The sequence below is a fragment of the Methanolobus sp. genome, from assembly GCF_030682845.1.
Lineage (GTDB): Archaea > Halobacteriota > Methanosarcinia > Methanosarcinales > Methanosarcinaceae > Methanolobus.
The window spans coordinates 1-20,205 of sequence record NZ_JAUXNK010000095.1; the positions used below are offsets into that span (position 1 = coordinate 1).

The window sequence follows — 20,205 nt, forward strand, 5'->3', positions numbered from 1 at the left end:
ATACGCTACAGGAACTAGCGGAATTGGTGTTTGTTGTTCTTCATAAAAGGTCAATAGACACTAACGCCCTCGAGATACGGGAAAAGGAAAGAACCAAATAAATTTTTTCATAATAACCCGAATCGATGAAACGGGAAGCCCCTTCCTTCAGGGAGGGGAGGTTCACTATGTTGGTCTTTTTACTCAAACGTGATAAACGGACAAGTCATAGTCCATTTCCTAGTGCTCCTACTTAAATCTTAAGTACTAGAACTCTAATCATATGCACTATTTCTATCAATATTTATCAATCCATAACCGTGTGATCACATGTCATATAAGATCCTTGAAAAGAAGCAGATAGCACCCCAAGTGCATCTGATGAAGGTGCTGGCACCGGATGTAGCTAAGGCTGCAAAGGCAGGCCAGTTCATTATTTTACGCATCGATGAAACCAGTGAGCGTATCCCTCTTACAATTGCTGATTTTGATGCAGGCGAAGGTTACGTCACAATTATCTTCCAGGAAATGGGCAAAACCACAAAGCAACTAGCAAAAATGACTGATGAGGACGTACTGCAGGATTTTGTCGGACCGCTGGGAAAACCTGCTGACGTGAGGAAGCTGGGCACTGTCATCCTTGTGGGAGGAGGCGTTGGAATCGCCCCCGTATATCCTCAGGTCAGGGCCTATCGTGAAGCCGGGAACAAGGTCATATCCATCATTGGTGCAAGGAACAAGGACCTGCTCATACTGGAAGATGAGATGCAGGACGCAAGTGATGAACTTTATGTGGCTACAGATGATGGCTCCAAAGGTCACCATGGCTTTGTGACCGAAGTCGCAAAGAAGATCCTTGACAGCGGCGAGACGATCGCAAGGATAGTTGTCATAGGCCCTCCCATCCTGATGAAGGTGGCAGCAGGCATGACAGCTCCATATGGTGTGGAAACTATCGTCAGCCTGAACCCGATAATGATAGACGGCACCGGCATGTGCGGCGGCTGCAGGGTCTCTGTCGGTGGCGAGACAAAGTTCGCCTGTGTGGACGGTCCAGAGTTCGATGCACATAAAGTTGATTTCAATCTGCTTATGAGCCGCCTTGGCCTGTACAGGAGCGAAGAGGCACAATGTCAGGAGAATCATAACTGCACATGCAAAGGTGGTAACTGATGGCAGCAAGACAGCCAATGCCTCATCAGGACGCCAAAGAGAGGGCCCGGAACTTTGATGAGGTGGCGCTGGGGTATACCAAAGAGCAGGCGATCGCTGAAGCTTCACGCTGCCTTGAGTGCAGGAATCCCAAATGTGTCCAGGGATGCCCCGTGAACATTGATATCCCTGGTTTTATTGCACAGATAAAAACCGGGAACTTCGATGAGGCCATCGCCACCATCAAGCTGACCAATTCCCTTGCAGCTGTATGTGGCCGCGTCTGCCCTCAGGAGGTACAGTGTGAAGAGTTGTGCGTGCTTGCAAAGAAGGGTGAGCCGGTGGCTATCGGCAGGCTTGAGCGCTTCTGCGCTGATCATGAGCGGGAAAAGGGGGTAGTTCCTCCGGTGCGCACCCAGCCAAGCGGCAGGAGCGTGGCTGTTATAGGAGCGGGGCCTGCCGGGCTTACTGCTGCAGCAGACCTTGCAAAAGCAGGCCATGCTGTCACCATCTTTGAGGCACTTCATGATACGGGAGGAGTGCTGACCTACGGGATACCCGAGTTCAGGCTCCCAAAGTCTATCGTGCAGGAAGAGGTTGATTACATAAGGCAGTTAGGTGTTGATCTCAAGGTCGACTATGTTATCGGGAAGATAAAGACCCTTGATGAGATGAGGAATGATTTCGATGCAATTTTCCTTGGCACGGGTGCCGGCCTTCCGAAGTTCATGGGCATCGAGGGAGAAAACCTGAATGGCGTTTACTCTGCCAATGAGTTCCTCACAAGGGTCAACCTGATGAAAGCTTACCTCTTCCCATATCATGGCACTCCCGTCAAGAGAGGCAAGAAAGTTATTGTGGTAGGTGGCGGCAATGTTGCAATGGATGCTGCGCGCAGTGCGCTTCGCCTTGGAGCCGAAGAGGTAAGTATCGTCTATCGCCGTGGAGAGGACGAGCTCCCTGCCAGAAAGGAAGAGGTGGAGAACGCAAAGGAAGAAGGCATAGTATTCAGGCTTCTCACCAACCCTGTCCGTATCCTGCAGGGTGAGAACATGACCGTAAAAGGTGTCGAATGCATCAGGATGGAGCTTGGCGAGCCGGATGAGTCCGGGCGCAGGAGCCCTGTTGTGAAAGAGGGTTCTGAGCATGTGATCGATGCCGATATTGTTATCATTGCCATAGGCACATCCCCCAATCCGATGATACTGTCCGGCTCAGATGGGCTGAAGGTAGGGGCACGTGGCAATATAATCGTAGATGAATCCGCAAGGACATCCCTTGAAAACGTCTGTGCGGGAGGGGATGCAGTGACAGGCGCGGCAACCGTCATCAGTGCGATGGGAGCCGGCAAGCTTGCAGCCCAAACTATTAATGATTATCTGGTGAATAACTGAACTAGCGGAGTTAACCTGTCTTCATGGGCTCGATCTGGCCTGAAGGGGTTAAATGCCTTCTATTTTACCGATGGGCTACGGCTTTACTCAGACGATAGAAATCCGGACTATAATGAACAAAAATAAATATTCAGGAAAGCCTCCAAAGCGAAAGGAACGTTCTCCTGCAGGCGTTAAAGGTGCAATGGAAAAGGGCAGGATCAGTCCAAGGTATGCAAGTTATGAGAAGGACTACATCTTCTGGTGCATAACTTGTAATGTCCCGCTCATCGATACCAGATGCTGCACCTGCGGGCATGAGGGACAAAAGATAGTTTTATCCCAGCCAGCGGATGTAAGGTTCTGTTCACCCTATGAAAGATCAGTTCTGCACGAACATCTTCTGAGGTCTTTCGGGTGCGACCCTATAGGGGAGCGCCTTGTGCTTCTCAACAAGATACCGGGTGATGACAAGACTGATGAGGTAATTGTTGACGGCCTGTACTTTGGTGTGTTGAGTTTTGACATGCACTTAATGGACTACGGTTTTGAGCCTATGGTCGATGGGGCAAAGATCCTGCTGGGGCATTCATCCGGGAAGCTCGTAACTTTAAGGAAGAGCAGCAGGCATCTTAATGGCAAGAAGGTCGATGTCTCTGCGGTCGAAAGCATGTCACCTGACATAAAAACGGGTGACAGCGTTCTGATAATGTCCGGTGCCCTTACAGGCTTTGGTGTTTCATACTGTAATGCGCAAGACCTTCCCTTTTGTGAGGGTCCCGTAGTCAGGGTGCGCAAAATTGATTCTCATTCCGTTTCGCTTAGTCCTAAGGTTTCTTCTATTGATGATGCTGTGGCTGCGAATATCGGGCATCTGCGCAATCTGGGGAAAGACGCGATCAATACCATCAAGGGCATAGCAAATCAGAAAGACTACCGGGATCTTCCGGTGCATGTTTCTTTCAGCGGTGGAAAGGATAGCCTTGCAGTCCTGGACCTGACCCGCAGTGCTCTGAGGAACAGGGATGTAAAGGCATTCTTCCTCAATACGGGCATCGAGTTCCCGGAAACTGTGGACTTTGTGCATGAATATTGTGCTGATAACAGTATAGAGCTTATTGAAAAGAAGGCAGGGGACAGTTTCTGGGACAATGTGGAGACCTTTGGCCCCCCAGCCAAGGATTTTAGATGGTGCTGCAAGATATGCAAGCTTGCCCCGGCAAATGCAGCCATTGAACAATGCCTGGAAAAAGCTCCTATGTGCCTGACCATTGACGGTAAGAGAAAACATGAATCATTTTCAAGGGCAAGGATCGCTGTCAGCGAAAAGAACCCATTTGTTCCGGGGCAATTGAACATATTCCCTGTGAAGGACTGGAGAGCTATCGAGATATGGCTGTATATCTATTGGAGAGGCCTGAAATACAACCCGCTTTATGACATGGGCTTTGAGAGGGTCGGATGTTATCTCTGTCCAGCAGCGCTTTCCTCCGAATACCAACGATTCCGGGAACTGCATCCAAAGCTTTATGACAGGTGGGACCGGTTCCTGTCAGACTGGGCTGAAAAGACCGGTCTTTCCGAAGAGTTCATCACACATGGATTGTGGCGATGGAAAGAACTCCCTCCCAAGATGATCAAGCTCTGTGAGCAGATGGGTATATCCATATCCGGCCGGGAGGAAACATCTCCTTTCAGGATTGAGGTAACTTCAGGAATATCCCCGTGCAGGGCAGGCGGTTACTCTGTCGAGGGAGCCATACAGGGTCTCTCCATGAAAAAGGCTGGAAATATCTTAAACATTATAGGTGCCACCACTTTTTCAGAAGAGCTGGGGCTTATGCTTGCAAAAACCTCCTCTTCCAATGTGAAACTGTTCTCTTCCGGAAGCCTGGTCGTGAATGCAGAAGACAGGGAAGAAGCCGACAAGCTCTTTTTAGCGGTTTCCAGGCAGCTCCTGAGAAACCACAAGTGTACTGGGTGCGGAATATGCCTTAAGGCCTGTCCCGTAGGAGCAATATGCCTGGACGGTGCAAACGGGGTGGCAATCGATGAGAATTGCATTCACTGCGGTAAATGTACCGGCTCGTGTGTTATAATGAAGTATTTTGATAAAATGAAACTTTGAGGATTATGAGCGAAGTATGCGGTGTGATAATCGTCATTTTACGCTCATAACTTCATCATCGTGAATTATTAATACTCCAAGTATTATATTACACCTTCAATATTTACTTTTAATTATGGCTGATAAAAATGGTTCAAACTCAACAGGACGGGGTATCCCGCATACTTGATTCAAAGTGGAGGATTGCAGCGGTAGCAGCAGTCCTGTTGCTTTTAATTCTTCAGGTAGTCATATTCCTCCCTCTTGCCGACGGTATTATCCTTGGGCTTGTGTTTGCATACATATCAAGACCTATATTCCTTAAAATGAACAGGTTTCCCAGAATAGGTGCCTTTGTAGCAACAATGTCCATCGTCGTGCCTGTGGTCTTTATTATAGGTTGGGGCCTGCTGGAGGTTGTCCGTAAGATAGCTTGGATATTTGAGAACCAGGCCTACGTGCTCAATGCTTTGTTCGATTATTCAAGGACAATAAATATCCCGGCAGGTTACGGGGATGATGTGAACCAGTTTATCTGGAACATTTCAACCTCCTTTCTCCCCATAATAAGCAATGCGGGTGTATTTTCATATGCTTTTGACATTATAATGTTTGGCCTCAATCTTGTGGTTGCTGTGTTTGTGTGCTACTTCCTCCTTGCTGACGGGCACAGGCTATATGGCGCTGTCGTGGATATTTTCCCTGACGACAGCAAAGCTTCCGTAATCAGGTATTTTCAGCATCTTGACGTCATTCTTCAGGGTGTTTTCATCGGTAACGCTGCAGCAGCACTGATCGTAAGTATCCTGGCAGTAATAGTATTCTACGCATTCGGGCTCTCTAATATACTCGCATTATCTGCACTCATTTTCCTGGCGTCTGTCATTCCCATGTTTGCTGGTTACACGGTACTGCTGGCAATCTCGGCATATCGCTACTTTGAGTATGGTTCAGAGAGTGCTATCATTTTCTTTGTGGTATCATCTATAGTTATCTATGTACCGCCTGAGCTTTTCCTGCGTCCCTACCTTTCAGGTATAAAATCTCAGGTACACCCTCTTTTGATTCTCCTTACATTCCTTGGAGGGGCATTTGTGGGTGGGATTGGAGGATTCTTTGCGGCACCTATACTGCTTGGTGCACTAATAGCAGCTTACAGGGTGTACAGGAATGATGTGTCATATGCATACCTGTCTCCTGGCAAGGAGCCTGTTGCAATTGAAGAGAATGTGCCCGAATAAGGGCAATTATCCTTTGCAGTTTATATGGTGGGTTTCCGTTCCGGATAGAACTGAAAAAGATTAATAAGGACCTGCTATAATTAGGTTAGCATTATCTCAAAGGTGAACCAATGCAACTATTATTGATCCATTCTGATTATATCGAATATGAAGTAAAAAAAAGTACTCCCGTCGCGGAGGAAATAGAAGAGTCATTCAGGACCGGAAGGCTGGAGGAGGCTCTGACAGCCTTCATGGCAGTAGAAAAAGCCGACGAATCCGATGTTGACGATATCATTAACAAGGCAGTGGGCGAGATCAGGAATGTGGCAGGCCAGGTAAAGGCTGCCAATGTCATGCTTTATCCTTATGCTCATCTGAGTTCGGATCTTTCCTCACCTAAAGTTGCTGTCGCTGTCCTCAAGGGCGTTGAGAAAGCGTTATCCGGTGACTATAATGTTAAGAGGGCACCATTTGGATGGTACAAGGCTTTCAGGATCAGCTGTAAGGGTCATCCTCTCTCAGAGCTCTCCCGCTCGATAGTCCCGCAAGGCAAGCCTGCGGTTTGCGCAGAACCTGTAGTGTGCATCCCGGAAGAGAAAGAAGAGGTCGTATCCGAGGCATTGAAAGCCGAGAGCACTGCCAAGTCATACTGGCATATACTGACACCTGACGGCCAGCTGCACAGTACAGAAGACTTCGACTTCACCGGGCACGAGAACCTGAAAAAGTTCGTTAACTATGAGATATCAAAGCAGAGGGCAGTTGAAAGAGCTCCGCCTCACGTGGAGCTGATGCGCAGGCTGGAGATTGCGGACTATGAGCCAGGTTCGGATTCCGGCAATATGCGTTTTTATCCCAAGGGACGGCTGATAAAATCCCTGCTTGAGAACTTCGTACTGGAAGAATCCTATAAGGTCGGTGCAATGGAGGTGGAAACTCCCCTGATGTATGATATGGAGCATCCGACACTGAAGAAGTACCTTGACAGGTTCCCTGCAAGACAGTATTCAATAGAATCTGATAAGAGGCATATGTTCCTCAGGTTTGCGGCATGTTTTGGGCAGTTTCTCATGAACCATGACATGACCATTTCCTACAAGAGCCTGCCACTGAAGATGATCGAGATGACCAGGTACAGTTTCCGCAAGGAGCAGCGCGGGGAACTTGTCGGGCTCCGGCGTCTGCGTGCATTCACCATGCCTGACATGCACAGCCTTTGCACAGATATGCAGCAGGCTGTGGAGCAGTTCGATGCGCAGTATAATATGTGCATATCCGTCCTGGATAAAGTTGGCATCAAGGTCGATGATTTTGAGGTTGCTGTTAGATTTACCAGGGACTTCTATAATGATAACAAGGACTTTATCACGAATCTGGCAAAGACTGTCAAAAAGCCTGTCCTTGTGGAGATGTGGGACACGAGGTTCTTCTATTTCGTGCTCAAGTTCGAGTTCAACTTCGTTGATGCACTGGCAAAGGCAAGTGCTCTCTCGACTGTACAGATAGATGTGGAAAATGCCGAAAGGTATGGCATCAACTATATCGACACCGACGGCGTGGCAAAGAAGCCGGTCATACTGCACTGCTCCCCAAGCGGGGCTATTGAGCGCTGCATATACGGTCTCCTGGAGAAAGAGGCCATGAGGACTGAGAATGGCGGAGTGCCCATGCTCCCGGTATGGCTATCGCCGACGCAGGTAAGGGTGATACCCATATCTGATAAACACATGGAATTCGCTCAGCAGATCGCAGATCAGCTCCAGTGCCGCGTTGACATCGATGACCGCGAGGATACTGTAGGAAAGAAGGTGCGTGAGGCTGCCCGTGAATGGATACCATACGTCGTCGTTATAGGTGACAAGGAGGCTGAGACTGGCAACATCAACGTGACCATCCGGGCGGAGTCCCAGCCTGAGAAGCCAAAGAAGGTCGAAATGACAGCTGAACAGCTCAATGCCCGGATACTTTCCGAGACAGAAGGCATGCCTTACAAGGGTCTGCCTCTGGCAAAGATGCTGTCCGTAAGGCCAAAGTTCTTATAATCCGCACACAAATAGAATAATATGCAGGATGAAAATACGAATGCAGAGGCGCTTGCTTCTGCTACTGTCATAGCTTCTGGGAAAGTTCAGGGAGTCTATTATCGCAAGTTTGCGCAGGAAAATGCAATCAGACTCGGGCTGGCGGGGTTTGCCCGCAACCTGCCTGACGGCCGGGTCGAGATAGTGGCTGAAGGTTCACGTGCAGCTATTGAGGAACTGATAAGCCTGCTTCATGAGGGACCTGCTTTTGCCGATGTGGCTGGTCTGGATATCATCTGGTCCTCTCCTTCGGGCGAATTCCCTGACTTCAGGATAAAGAGATAGGCCCATGGCCTGGATTAAGTTTAATTAATATGCTTTGGATTGATGCGCATGATGAACGATGTAGTCATTGTCAGATATGGTGAGCTTGCCCTCAAGAGCAGCAGTGTCAGGAACTGGTATGAAAAGACCTTGATGAGCAATATCGAGGCAATGCTCAGGCAGTATGGGGTATCCTATTCAGGTATAAGTCGTGAATGGGGCCGGGTATTCATCCATGGTACTGATCTTAACACATCAAGGATAGTGGCAGATGTCTTTGGTGTAGTTTCCACCTCTCCTGCCAGGACAACTGAAGCAAGCATTGAGGCTGCTTCTAAAATGTGCGCAGAAATTGCTGATGGCTTTATCCTGGAAGGGGAATCATTCGCTATCCGTACAAGACGCACCGGAAATCACGATTTCTCCTCACAGGAGCTGGGAATAAAATGCGGTGATGCAGTATGGACAATGCTTGAATCTAAGGGCACGACTCCCTCTGTGGACCTGAGTAATCCGGATCGGGAAATATTTGTTGAGATGAGGCAGAAGCATGCCTATGTATTCACTCAGCATGTGCATGGGGTGGGTGGGCTGCCCCTTGGCACCCAGGGCAAGATGGTATCTCTTGTATCCGGAGGTATCGACTCTCCTGTAGCGACATGGATGCTGATGAAGAGGGGTGTGGAAGTGATCCCTGTCTACTGCAACAATGAGCCATACAGTGATGAGCGTGCGAGACAACGCACTATGGATTGCATCAACCAGCTCCAGAAATGGTGTCCCGGGCGTCCCTTCAAGGTCTATGAGGTCCCAAACGGCCAGAACCTGGGGGCTTTCATCGATAATTGTGATCGTGCGAAGACCTGCGTGCTGTGTAAGCGCACCATGTACAGGATCGCGCTTGAGATCATGAATATAGAAAATGCATCAGGTATCATTACCGGTTCTTCTCTTGGACAGGTTGCTTCCCAGACAGCAGCTAATATGCATGCTGAGGTCTTTGGCCTTTGCGCTCCTCTCTATCATCCGCTGATCGGTCTTGATAAGGATGAGATCATTAACATCGCAAAGAAGATCGGGACTTATGATATTTCTATAAGGCCGGCAGCAAGTTGTGGGGCGGTCCCTCAGCACCCTGAGGTCAAAGCCAAGTTTGCATCCCTTCCTCTTGAAGAAGGTAAAGTGGCTATTGAAGACCTGGTACGCTATTCTGTTGCAAATGCCAAGATCTCCAAAGTGTAATATCTATGTAGAATGTGCATGGTCTCTCAAGACCTTTCCTTACTTTTTTGAAAATAGTGACATCTCAGAAGAGCATCGTAATAGTTCTGTGTGAACTCAGTGTTCTCTGTGGTCACCTATTATGATTTGTCCTTTCTATACTCATTTCTCGTTCCTGGTTTCTATAAGCCTTATTTTATCAAGTGGAAATTAGTATGTATAAATAATATATTACTGTGAGAACTCAATAATTTATATCATCTTTAAAAGACCATTTCATCATCGGCTCATCATGTTTTTTGCTTTAGGAAGTGCTTGGTAAGATTTATATATCTTTATTTCTAATGCACATTTAGGCGCACAAACCCCACAACAATGAATTTTAGCACAAATTTCATCCGTTATCTCTCGTCCATTCCCTCAATTATTCCCGTGCGCCTAAACTCTTCTCAAAATTCAAATAAAATGTGAGAGTTCTGATAGCTTTTCTCCCGTTGGATACAGTTTTACGATAACTTCTTCTTCAGCCCATTGTTCCGGAATTGGTCTTGCTTGTACTGAAAATGCCAAGAGCAAATTTTATATAAAAACGAATCGTATAATATTAATGCATATATATTAATCCATTTCTATTATATGGCTGGTTTCTATGACTGAATTCCCATGGGATATCAAAAAAGGCTCTGACAATAAATCCCCCAATGCTGTGCAGTCTGCTCCAGAACTGCCTGCCTTCCTGACAGGCAGGGGCGGACCGGGCGAATCTATTCCTTCGAATGCAAATTCTATCCCTAATATTCTCGCCAGTGCATTCTCCGGGATGCCTATGGAAGAGATCAAGATCGAGATGCCATCTTTTGAGAACAAGCCTCAGGGGCAGCCAGCCCCGTTCGCACCTCCAAATTTTGATAATTTTAACGATCTCTCCGGGATGTTCAATAAACCACCAAACAACCCCGGGGCTGCCGGAGAGTTGAAACCGTCATTCAATCCATCATTCTCCCCTCAACTCTCTTCGCAATTATTCCCGGGTTTCTCTCCTTCCGGAGACATCCCTTTCCTGCAATCCCTGAATACAGGGGCTGCGGAGAAGAGCTCAGATATGCCTCCGTTACAAGGCACACCAGGCACCGGCCAGCTTCCTTTCAGGGATGCCAAAGTTCCTCCGACGGGTACCTCAAATACCATGTCTCCTCCCAAGGCAGGTAAAAGATCTCCTCCTCCCCTCTTCAAACTGCAGCTCCCGGACGAAGAAGTACAGGATACTAAAATCCCCGGTCTGCCTGATGTGGGTACTGCAGGATCGCCTGTTTTCCCATTCTCTGCCGGACCGACGGAATCCAAGGAAGAACGATCTCATGCATCGTTTTCATTTCCGGGAAATCTTCCCGGGAATCCCTTTTCCCCATTCAGTGACTCACTGCCTGACTATGTGGCTCCTTCCCCTGATCCTTTCAAGGGTTTTGTAACCCCGACAGAAGATCCTTTGCAGTCTCAAGCAGCCGGCAGTAATTCTCCTTTACATGTGCAGCAGCAAAGTCCGCTTCCAGGAGCGTCAGACTTCGGGGCAGATCCCTTTGCCGGCCAGATGCAACCGCCTGTTCCTCCCTTGCAGGGCCAGGCCAGGCCTCCGGTCAATCCGTTTATCGACCAGGGACAGCCTTCTTCCAGTCCGTTCCCTGGACCTGCACAGCAGTCTTCAAACCCTTTTGCACCGCCATCTGGTGGAGATCCGTTTTCTGGCACTCCATCCTCCCCGTTCGATCCGTTTACAGGAGGTACACAACCGTCAGGTAATGCTTTCCCGGGTCAGGTGCCTTTTCCTCCCGGACCGAAGCCTTCCAGGAATCCCCTATTAAAGATGGATGTCCTCCTGAAGAATCTCGATAGTGCCACAAGTGCGGTGAAGTCACTGTTCAAGGGCGTTGTTATGGGAAAAAGCCTGATCGAAAGAATGGAAGAGATAAAGGACGAACCTGTCCCTGCAGATATTCCAGACGTTCAGATGCCTTTTGCACCACACGCTGCGCAGGCAAATCCCTTTTTAGATAAAGAACCACCTGTTGCTGCTGATGCACCTTGCAATGTTACAAGTTCCACAGGATATGTGAATCCTTTTGATATGGAAGGGAATGATGTCGGGAAGGTGGTGGAGGAGCCTTTCACAACTCCTGATCATGAGGGCATAAGAAAGGTTACCCCAATAGCAGCACCTCTGATGGAATTAAGGGAAGAGGACCGGATAGATCTTTCCCCGGATGAAGGTCCGCAGGAGTGTGTTCCTGGTCCTGATGATGAGTTGAAGAATATCATATCTGTGAAAAAAGATGACTTTGAGCCTTTATCTTTGGACAGGGAACGTTCGGCTAAGGGATGTCCGGGTATGTCCCCGCTTGATGTGCTCTCCGGGGATGGGCATGGACAGATAGAAGCACTTTCATCTGAGATACGGGACATGAAGGAGGAAATGGGGAACGCACTAAGGCGCTTTGCAGATATTGATGGCAATGTGTTTGGCCTTTCATCGGATGTGGAAAAGCTTGGCTCCATGGTAGCAGGGCTTAAGGAAGGGGAGCAGCACCTGGCAGATACTGTCAATAAGCTGGGTTCCCTGGATGAGAAGGTCGTTTCTCTTGAAAACGGGCTTATAAGTGTGCTTTCCGAGAACTCTGGTATCAGGGCTGAGCTGGCAAGGATCGAAGAGGGTATTTCGGAGCTTGTCAATTCCTATACTGCCCTGCTGGTGCAGATGCATGAATCCTCACAGGAGGCTGATGCAAGGTTCTCACGGCTTGAGGGTGCTATCGCGAATTTATCTCCTATGGAGGACCGCCTGCGCAGTGTAGAGAAAGCTCATGGTGAATCACAGTCCATGTCAATGGAGCTTGCGAAGTCGATATCCTCTCTGATGGACGGACTGGGAACAACATCCGGTGACCTGAGGGATTTCAAAGAGGTTTCGGAGCTCAATAACACCAAAATCCGGGAAGATCTCAGCCTTCTTACCGAGTATGTCGATTCAGAACTGAAAAAGGTCGGAGCCCGCAGCTATAAAGGATATGGTCAGAGCGTCCACCTCTCCAGCATAACCAAGAACTCATCCAACATGAAGCTCTGTATGGAATGGCTTGAGTTCCTTATGGGTCTTGTGGGAAGGAACAATCTTTCTGAGATTCTTTCGTACTATGAGGAGCTTGGCTGGCTCACCGAACAGGTCAGGTCCGAGCTGATGCAATATGCCGAGGGCATCGACTTCTACATGGAAAAACCTGACTGGAAGCTCACACCTGATGACCACGTCAAATCCATCTGGTTCATAGAGAGCCTTGCAGGACTGAAGGTGGACAAGAACCGGCTTTCGGTAATTGATAGGGATGTCGAGAGGGTTAAGAAGGGTACTGAGATATACGGGATTTGAACTTTCTTTTTTATGAAGTGGCATATCTGAGTTCCACGTATTTGAGCTATATCTCTCGTCCTGTAGTTAATCGCATCAACAAGTTTGCGTATCCTCTGGAGGCAATGCAGCGTTAAGAATCCAAAGAAATTACGTAAAAAAAGCTTGTTTGCAAATCCCGTGACTTGCAAACTATTTTCTATCAATTCTACTTTTCACTTTCTTATGCAACTGTCGTTGCAGAGACATCTTCGCTCAGAGCGGTCGTCCCTGACACTTCCATGGTTGCCCTTACAAGGAATATCATGGAAAGTGGTGCTGTTATAAGCAGGCCGATACCAAGTGCTATTACTCCGATCACATTCAGCACAGCTATGATTATGTAGAGTACTAGGCTTTCTACCGGATTTGTCTTTACAAGTTCAAACGTCTCTTTTACGGCGTCTACGCCACTGTATCCCTTGAGCACAAGCAGGGGCATACCAAAGATAAATATGATTCCTACGATGGTGCTCAGGATAGAAGCTATCTGGCCGGCTATTCCTACAACTATCAGGTATATTATCATATATATCCAGCTTCTGACGAAATTGCCGTTCCTGAACCCTTCAAAAACGTCATTGATCTCCACAGGCTGGGACCGTGCGCCCTTTACTGCCATGTGCACAAGCCCATAATACAGAGGGGCTATGGTGACTATAAATATCGAACCAACAAACGCTATCAGCGTTGCAACTGCATAAACTACTATATTGTCTTTCTGGAAATTCCAGGAATCTTTTAACAAACCTTCATAATTCACAAAACCACATCCTTTGATTGGTTATATAAATAGTCTGTTCTATCCGGTATATATACTTATTTAATATTTACAAATATGCATGAAAAAAGCTATCTAAATGGAGTTAAAGCAATTCTATTTACCACAGGGGTGCCTGTCAACATTCAAAATGAACTCTTTTAAGGCAGTGGTTCAAATCTTTTTCATAAAAGCAAATACAACTCTGGAAAAAACATCTTTGAAAAAAGGAATGTTTCAGATAAACCTTTGTTCAGGCAGATATGATGTGATCATCATCCTGCCCAAAGCAGGTTTCATCTATAATCCATTTTATAACGCATTTTCTAATTTGTCAGCAAAGTCTGCAACAACTGGTAATCTGTACATGTTACCTTTGTAGGCCATGAACATCAGGTATATCCACAGTACAAAACCAACAAATGGCAAAAGTAATGCTATTAACCAGCCGATAACTGGTATAAATCCCAAAACAATGCTTATTATGAACAGGCCACCAAACACGACAGTAGACTGCGCTGCATGGAAACGTACAAATTTGTTTTCCTTCTCAATAACCAATAAAACTATGCCGGTAATAAATCCCAGAACGTAGGCTACTACTCCGGATAAATTTTCAGCTAAACCTATCTTAGTATCGCTCATTTTTCATAACTCTCCATATAAATATCTATAATCGTCAGCACAGATCCTTGTAATGGAAAATATCTCCAATACGGATTGCAACGACAAATCTTAATAATATACAAATGTATATTCTATTAAGAAACTATTTATACCTATCTTAGATTCTAATGCGCATACTCAGGTTATTCAATACCAAAAGCAACTTTTTAATTGTTGACGCTTTTGTAAAAAAGAGAAAAGAATGACGCACGAGGCGTCATGTGTTTAGGTTTAGAACCTGACGTTCATGTCTGCAATCATCTGCTGGCTTGCGACGTCAATTATCTTGACGTTAACTGTTTCAGTTACAGCTGCGACAACTTCAAGTTTAGCAGCATCGACAGCTTCCACGTGACTGTTTAAGCCTACTTTGAGAGTAGCATTGCTGGTATCATTGTACAGATATATCGTGCTATCTGCTGTAAACTCATAATCCGCTGCGGGTGCAATAGTTGCGACAGCCGTTCCATCAGCCACTATTATGGCATTGCTCAGATAGAAGTTGTCTCCACCCTGATGTTCCAGCTTGATTGTCTTGTTGGTGTCAACAGTCTCAGCGCTCGCCCTGATGCTCGCCTGCGGTGCCTGTTCTGGTGGTCAGGGAGCATTCATCACCACTGCAGATTTTGCAGAGCAGTGCAGCAGATATTGCGATGTAAACAGGCTTCCTTCGCATTGGGCTTATCAATGGAAGGCAATTAGTGGATCTACTTGTCGAGTACTGGAATGACTACCTAAGGAATTTCAGGACCGGCTGGGATTAAAGCCTGGGCTGGTCAGAGTCTGAAGTAGTATGAATCTCGGCGGTACCAATATCTACCAATATCTACCAAATTGGCAGTAACTCTTTTATTCCAATAACTACCAATATCTACCAAAAAGGAACGGATTGGTAGGTATGAAGATTCCACAGAAAGCACCGGATATGTGGGAGATAGTCAGGAGGAATCCTGAGTTGCTCCTTATGTTCGTTGATCCGCAGATGCAGGATCTGGTTGCAAAGTACAACCGGGAATATGTACATTGGGAAGAGCTCCGGCACCGCAAACTGCCTGTGGAGGCTGAAAAGCTCTGGGCTTTGATCAAAAGCGCAAGGACATTGCAAGCCAAGCGTGTTGAGTTTGGAGAGTGGACCTTCCGGTATGTCTTATCCGGAGATACGCTCAGGAGATTGCACCTGCTGGACACAAAAGGCGCCGGATATCTTGAAAGCGGGCCAGGGGGTGTGAGTGTAGCAGACAGGAAGCGGTACATTGTTAATTCGCTTATGGAAGAAGCCATCGCATCAAGCCAGCTGGAAGGAGCCGCAACCACACGGGAAGCAGCCAAGAAAATGCTGCGTCAGGAACGAAAACCCAGGGACTACTCTGAAAAGATGATCATCAATGGCTATCAGACAATGTGCAGGATAGCACAGATGAAAACAAAGTCCATTGATGTGGAAACACTGCTTGAGATCCACAGGGAGATCACACACGACACGCTTGAAGGTCCCGAACATGAAGGCAAGTTCAGGGACAACAACGAGATTGTCGTGGCTGACCCACAGGATGGTAACAAAGTATATCATATCCCGCCTGACTACCAGAAAATTCCCTCTCTCATGGAAGAGTTCTGCAGGTTCGCCAGCAACGATGAAGAGGATTTCATCCATCCTCTTATCAAAGGCATTATACTCCACTTCCTGATAGGTTATGTCCACCCCTTCACCGATGGTAATGGGCGGTCTGCAAGGTCGATCTTCTACTGGTACATGCTCAGCCGTGGCTACTGGCTCTTTGAGTACATGCCAATATCCAGGATACTGCTGCGGTCCAAAACAAGTTATTCACTGGCTTATCTGTATACGGAAACCGATGAGAACGACCTTACCTACTTCATAAACTACAACCTCTCAGCAATAGAAAAGGCATTGAAGGATCTCGAAGAGTATATCGCTCTCAAAAAGCAGGAGAATTATGATACAATGCACATCATCGAAACCTCTGAGAACCTGAATCTCAGACAGGCCGACATACTCAAGAACCTGCTAAAAGAACCTGACAGGTATTTCTCAATTGCTGAGATCAAAGGGAAGTATAATGTTGCCTATGATACCGCAAGGAACGATATGCAACATCTCGTCAAACTGGGATATGTGGAGAGAATAGAAAGAGGTAAAAGTTATATGTACAGGTATAAAGGAGTTAAATGAGGAATTGAATACCAATAACTACCAATTTGTACCGGATTGGTAGTAAACTCTCTCTGAGTTTATCCAATTAGAATTTTTATTTAAAAGTTCATTCATTTTTTTTATTAAGACTATCTGTTTTTCAAACAACTGCCTAGACACGGATTTACAGGATTAACACGGATTTGCAAAGACATTGGATTTTAGAACCCCGCAAAAAATGAGATCCGTGTAAATCCCGTGTTAATCCGTGTCTGAAAATACCAATAAGAGCGATCTAACAATTGCAAGTTAAGGATGATAAGACCACCTGGATATCTAAGACACGCCATTGCTGCTATGCCATACGCAAAATAAACCAAGTTGCGGCACTCTCTGGAGTTAGGTAAAAAAGAGAAAAATGACGCACGAGGCGTCATAAAGATTATATTTAGAACCTGACGTTCATGTCTGCAATCATCTGCTGGCTTGCGGTGTCAATTATCTTGACGTTGACTGTGTCACCTGTTGAACCCATCGCAGAACCTGTGGCAGTTGCGTTTGTTTTGGTTGCATCTACGTACATTACGCCTGCAGTAGAGGTGTTAATGATGTAAACAGTTTCTCCAGCATCAAAGTCAGCGTCAGCAGAACCATATGTAACAGTTGTGCCATCCACAACAATCTTGGTTGTGGCACTATCCAATACTATTTGGTCACCGCCTTGGTGTTCCAGCTTGATTCCGGTGTAATCTGTTGCAGTAGCAGTAACAGTGGTTGCGCTCGCTCTCAGGCTCGCCTGCGGTGCCTGCTCTGGTGGTCCCATGCCGAAAACAAATGCTGCGATTACTGCAGCGAGAATGACAGTAATTGCGACCATCAGGATTACGCCGATGACCGGGGATACTGCATCCTCTTCCTGTTCCTTTTGTGGTTTAGAGGTAGCATATACTTTCTTTCTCTATCGTCGCCCTTGTGGGTGAGTGTATGGTATCAGATTCGATGAAAAATTTGAGTGCGTATGTCAAATATGAAGATTTCTTGAAACTTGAAAGTGCGGCACGTGACTATGAAGGGTATGCGATAAGGAAAAAAGCACGTGATGGTGAATATCCATTGCTCATACGATTGCTATTTTTTACGGGTGCCCGTATATCTGAAATTGTCGGAAGCAATCAGCGTATTTTCACACAGTGTCTATATCCCGGGTTCAAAAAACGTAAGGGTAATTGTCCAAAGTGGGCGATATCAAGGGACGATAAGACATGTATCGATAGTGGATGCAAATACTTGGCTGCATACGTACAAAAAGCACATCATGGAATCAGGGTGAAGGATATTGTTTTCAAGGACAGGATAATTGCAGTATATGGAAAAAATGTCAAGTCCGATGAACTCAAACCCCGAACTGTCATTGTTGATACTGAAACACTTGAATTATTGAAGATGCACATAGAGCGATATGCTCTGCGCCCAAATGACAAAATCATCAGCATTAATGAGAATGGGGCAAAAGTGTTAATCAATACATTACGTGATATTGTAGAGATGCCTTGGCTGAGTGCCCATAAGTTCAGGCACGGTCATGCTATATATTGTATCCAACAAGGAATGGACATTAGGACACTTCAGCAGCAATTGGGGCATACTGATATGGGTACCACTGCAATATATCTACAATTCGCGATCATAGACCGGCAAAAAGCGTATGATAAGGTGTTTGGCAGGAAACACGATTGTATGAAACTACAATGTCCGGCATGTGGTCTAAATTTCAAAGTATCCAAAAGTGGTGGAGTTGATTTAGAGGATAAGATAAAAACGATATTTAGATGAATCTTGTCTTAATGTGTACTACTTTTTGGGCCACCTTTCCTGAGTTGCGGCATAATCTAGAGGATTTCAAGTATTGGTATTCAAGAAAGGTAACATTAAATGATATTTTTCGCAAAAGGCAATTTCTATTTGGCTTTATATTAAAAAGACATATTTTAATAAAGTATTTGAAACCCCTCAAAGATGGGTATAGGATTAAACCCTCGATCTTACAGAGGTTATCAAGATAGGACGATTTAATCTTAAATAACACCCACTTCCAGTGGGGTTATAACTGGAATAAGGCGAATGCATGTGTTATAAATTATATAATATATTATTTAAGTCTCATTTGTTGGCCAATGGTTTAAATATTGCAACTTTCAGTTTTCCTTCGATGACTTCCAAAAACAATCTGATAGAACAGTTAGAGAAAATAGGAGTCATAGGCCTAGCAATTTCTACATTATTATATTTATGTAGTTATAATGTAGTGTTGTATAGATATTATAGCCAGATTGTTTGTGGGTCATACCCATATCTAAGGAAATGTAATATGTCAGAAGAAAATGATATTACGAACCACATAAGAACAGCAGTCGAACAAATTATGGAAAATGAGGATCCAGTGGAATATATCCTTAATGAGCATCAAAAATTGCACATAGGAGATAAAGAGATAGCTAAGACCTTACTAGTCTCAATAGGCGTACAATCCGCCTTAAACAGTGAGGGTATTCAGCCTAAAGTAAATGGAGCATCAGGAAAAGGTAAAACACATTGTTGTAAGGCCATGAAACATCTTATGCCACCTGAATGGATTATAGAAACCATGCTTTCTGATAAGGTTATTTATAGGATGCAGCTAAATTCGGGAGTCGTCATATTTTGTGATGACGCTGACCTTTCACCGAGTTTGGAAGGCACCATAAAAAGGGCAACAACGAACTTTCAAGCAGAGACCATTTTTACAACACTTGATAAAGAGCATAAAGTAAAATCCTTGCCTATACCGCCTCACATTGTATGGTGGTTAACATCTATAGACGATGATCAGAGTTTACAGCTTCTCAATCGGCAGCTTAGTGCAGGAGTTGATGAAACTCCAGATCAGGACAGAAGAGTTTTAGAGCATCAAATAGATCAGGCTTTAACCGGTAAGATGGCCTTTCCCGAAACAGAAGAGGTTAGGATATGCCGTGAAATAATAAGGACTATCAAACAAAAGGAATTCGTAGTAAAGATACCATTCGCCAAAGATATAGAATGGACTAATGAATCAAATAGGCGTAACTTCCCACTGTTTTGTGACATTATGGCCGGCTTTGCTATATTCAGGTTCAAGCAAAGGAAATTGGATGAAACAGGGGCCTTACTGGCAGACCTTAAAGATTTTATATCTGCAGCAGAGCTGTACAATAAAAGAGCCAAAAACCAGCAACTAAAGATAACCAATAAGGAAGAGGAGCTATTAGCAGCTATAAAGGAGTTGAACGGAAGAGCAACTTATGAAGACTTATGCAAAAAACTGCGTGTAGGTTCCAGTCGAATAAGCCACCTCTTAAATGGAAAAGGAGGGAATCATGACTCGGGACTACTTTATAAGGTACCGGGACTATCGACAGAACAGGATGGTAAGAAAACTATGGTCATCTTTGATGGATCTTATGAGGAGGGAAACTATGAAGTAAAACTACGGGGGGTATGATTACCTCCCTTTACTATTTATTTACTTAAATAAACAGTATCAAGGGCTTCATATTTACCTCTTTACCCACTTTACTGCATTAGAGGTTCTGAAGTATGCGCGCAATCTTGTATCTCTATAATAGAGGTAATATATGTAAATTGGTAAAGTATGTGGCTATAGATGATGTTTTTTGAGAAAAAGTATTAGTAAACAATAGTAAACTGCAGTAAACCAAAGATATTTATATGCATTCTGTTATATATCTATATAGGAATATATGTGTAAT

The 20,205-nt window shown here is 45.5% G+C and carries 15 protein-coding genes; 11 read left to right on the top strand and 4 right to left on the bottom strand.

The window, feature by feature from the left end; translation table 11 throughout:
• The first annotated feature begins 309 nt into the window (after positions 1-309).
• The 8 genes from Q8J68_RS12825 (at position 310) to Q8J68_RS12860 (ending at position 12,818) form a co-directional block, all read left to right on the top strand.
• Positions 310-1,152 carry a sulfide/dihydroorotate dehydrogenase-like FAD/NAD-binding protein gene (locus Q8J68_RS12825; protein ID WP_305311911.1) on the top strand — a complete coding sequence of 281 codons (843 nt, stop codon included), beginning with the start codon at positions 310-312 and terminating at the stop codon, positions 1,150-1,152.
• Positions 1,152-2,525 carry an NADPH-dependent glutamate synthase gene (gene gltA, locus Q8J68_RS12830; protein ID WP_305311912.1) on the top strand — a complete coding sequence of 458 codons (1,374 nt, stop codon included), beginning with the start codon at positions 1,152-1,154 and terminating at the stop codon, positions 2,523-2,525. The genes Q8J68_RS12825 and gltA overlap by 1 nt, the downstream gene beginning before the upstream one ends.
• Before the next feature lie 112 nt (positions 2,526-2,637).
• The gene (locus Q8J68_RS12835) at positions 2,638-4,632 is read left to right on the top strand and encodes a phosphoadenosine phosphosulfate reductase family protein (protein WP_305311913.1); all 1,995 of its coding nucleotides are present in this window, start codon (positions 2,638-2,640) and stop codon (positions 4,630-4,632) included.
• A gap of 128 nt (positions 4,633-4,760) precedes the next feature.
• The gene (locus Q8J68_RS12840) at positions 4,761-5,852 is read left to right on the top strand and encodes an AI-2E family transporter (RefSeq protein WP_305311914.1); all 1,092 of its coding nucleotides are present in this window, start codon (positions 4,761-4,763) and stop codon (positions 5,850-5,852) included.
• 110 nt (positions 5,853-5,962) lie between these two features.
• Positions 5,963-7,876, top strand: a complete 1,914-nt coding sequence (locus Q8J68_RS12845) for a threonine--tRNA ligase (protein WP_305311915.1) — start codon at positions 5,963-5,965, stop codon at positions 7,874-7,876.
• A 21-nt stretch (positions 7,877-7,897) separates the two neighbouring features.
• The gene (locus Q8J68_RS12850) at positions 7,898-8,200 is read left to right on the top strand and encodes an acylphosphatase (protein WP_305311916.1); all 303 of its coding nucleotides are present in this window, start codon (positions 7,898-7,900) and stop codon (positions 8,198-8,200) included.
• A gap of 48 nt (positions 8,201-8,248) precedes the next feature.
• Positions 8,249-9,421 carry a tRNA uracil 4-sulfurtransferase ThiI gene (gene thiI, locus Q8J68_RS12855; RefSeq protein ID WP_305311917.1) on the top strand — a complete coding sequence of 391 codons (1,173 nt, stop codon included), beginning with the start codon at positions 8,249-8,251 and terminating at the stop codon, positions 9,419-9,421.
• A 628-nt stretch (positions 9,422-10,049) separates the two neighbouring features.
• Entirely contained in the window at positions 10,050-12,818 is a 2,769-nt protein-coding gene (locus Q8J68_RS12860; protein ID WP_305311918.1) for a FlaD/FlaE family flagellar protein, read from the top strand.
• A gap of 202 nt (positions 12,819-13,020) precedes the next feature.
• Here Q8J68_RS12860 and Q8J68_RS12865 read toward each other — a convergent pair whose 3' ends face one another.
• From Q8J68_RS12865 to Q8J68_RS12875, 3 genes are all read right to left on the bottom strand, one after another.
• Entirely contained in the window at positions 13,021-13,599 is a 579-nt protein-coding gene (locus Q8J68_RS12865; protein ID WP_305311919.1) for a hypothetical protein, read from the bottom strand.
• A gap of 309 nt (positions 13,600-13,908) precedes the next feature.
• On the bottom strand, positions 13,909-14,241 hold the full coding sequence (locus Q8J68_RS12870; protein ID WP_305311920.1) for a DUF4870 domain-containing protein: 333 nt from the start codon (positions 14,239-14,241) through the stop codon (positions 13,909-13,911).
• Positions 14,242-14,493: 252 nt separating this feature from the next.
• The gene (locus Q8J68_RS12875; protein ID WP_305311921.1) at positions 14,494-14,739 is read right to left on the bottom strand and encodes a hypothetical protein; all 246 of its coding nucleotides are present in this window, start codon (positions 14,737-14,739) and stop codon (positions 14,494-14,496) included.
• A gap of 421 nt (positions 14,740-15,160) precedes the next feature.
• Here Q8J68_RS12875 and Q8J68_RS12880 point away from each other — a divergent pair, with 421 nt between their 5' ends.
• Positions 15,161-16,456 carry a Fic family protein gene (locus Q8J68_RS12880; protein WP_305311922.1) on the top strand — a complete coding sequence of 432 codons (1,296 nt, stop codon included), beginning with the start codon at positions 15,161-15,163 and terminating at the stop codon, positions 16,454-16,456.
• A 409-nt stretch (positions 16,457-16,865) separates the two neighbouring features.
• Here the strand turns inward: Q8J68_RS12880 and Q8J68_RS12885 are convergent, their stop codons facing one another.
• Positions 16,866-17,294: a type IV pilin gene (locus Q8J68_RS12885; protein ID WP_370867649.1), complete on the bottom strand. Its 429-nt coding sequence runs from the start codon at positions 17,292-17,294 to the stop codon at positions 16,866-16,868.
• Between the two features lie 107 nt (positions 17,295-17,401).
• On the opposite strand from Q8J68_RS12885, the gene Q8J68_RS12890 reads away from it, so the two are divergent.
• Together Q8J68_RS12890 and Q8J68_RS12895 are read left to right on the top strand one after the other, a co-directional pair.
• Complete coding sequence (locus Q8J68_RS12890; RefSeq protein ID WP_305311923.1) at positions 17,402-18,250, top strand: site-specific integrase; 849 nt, start codon at positions 17,402-17,404, stop codon at positions 18,248-18,250.
• A 376-nt stretch (positions 18,251-18,626) separates the two neighbouring features.
• Entirely contained in the window at positions 18,627-19,937 is a 1,311-nt protein-coding gene (locus Q8J68_RS12895; RefSeq protein WP_305311924.1) for a hypothetical protein, read from the top strand.
• Positions 19,938-20,205: the final 268 nt, after the last annotated feature.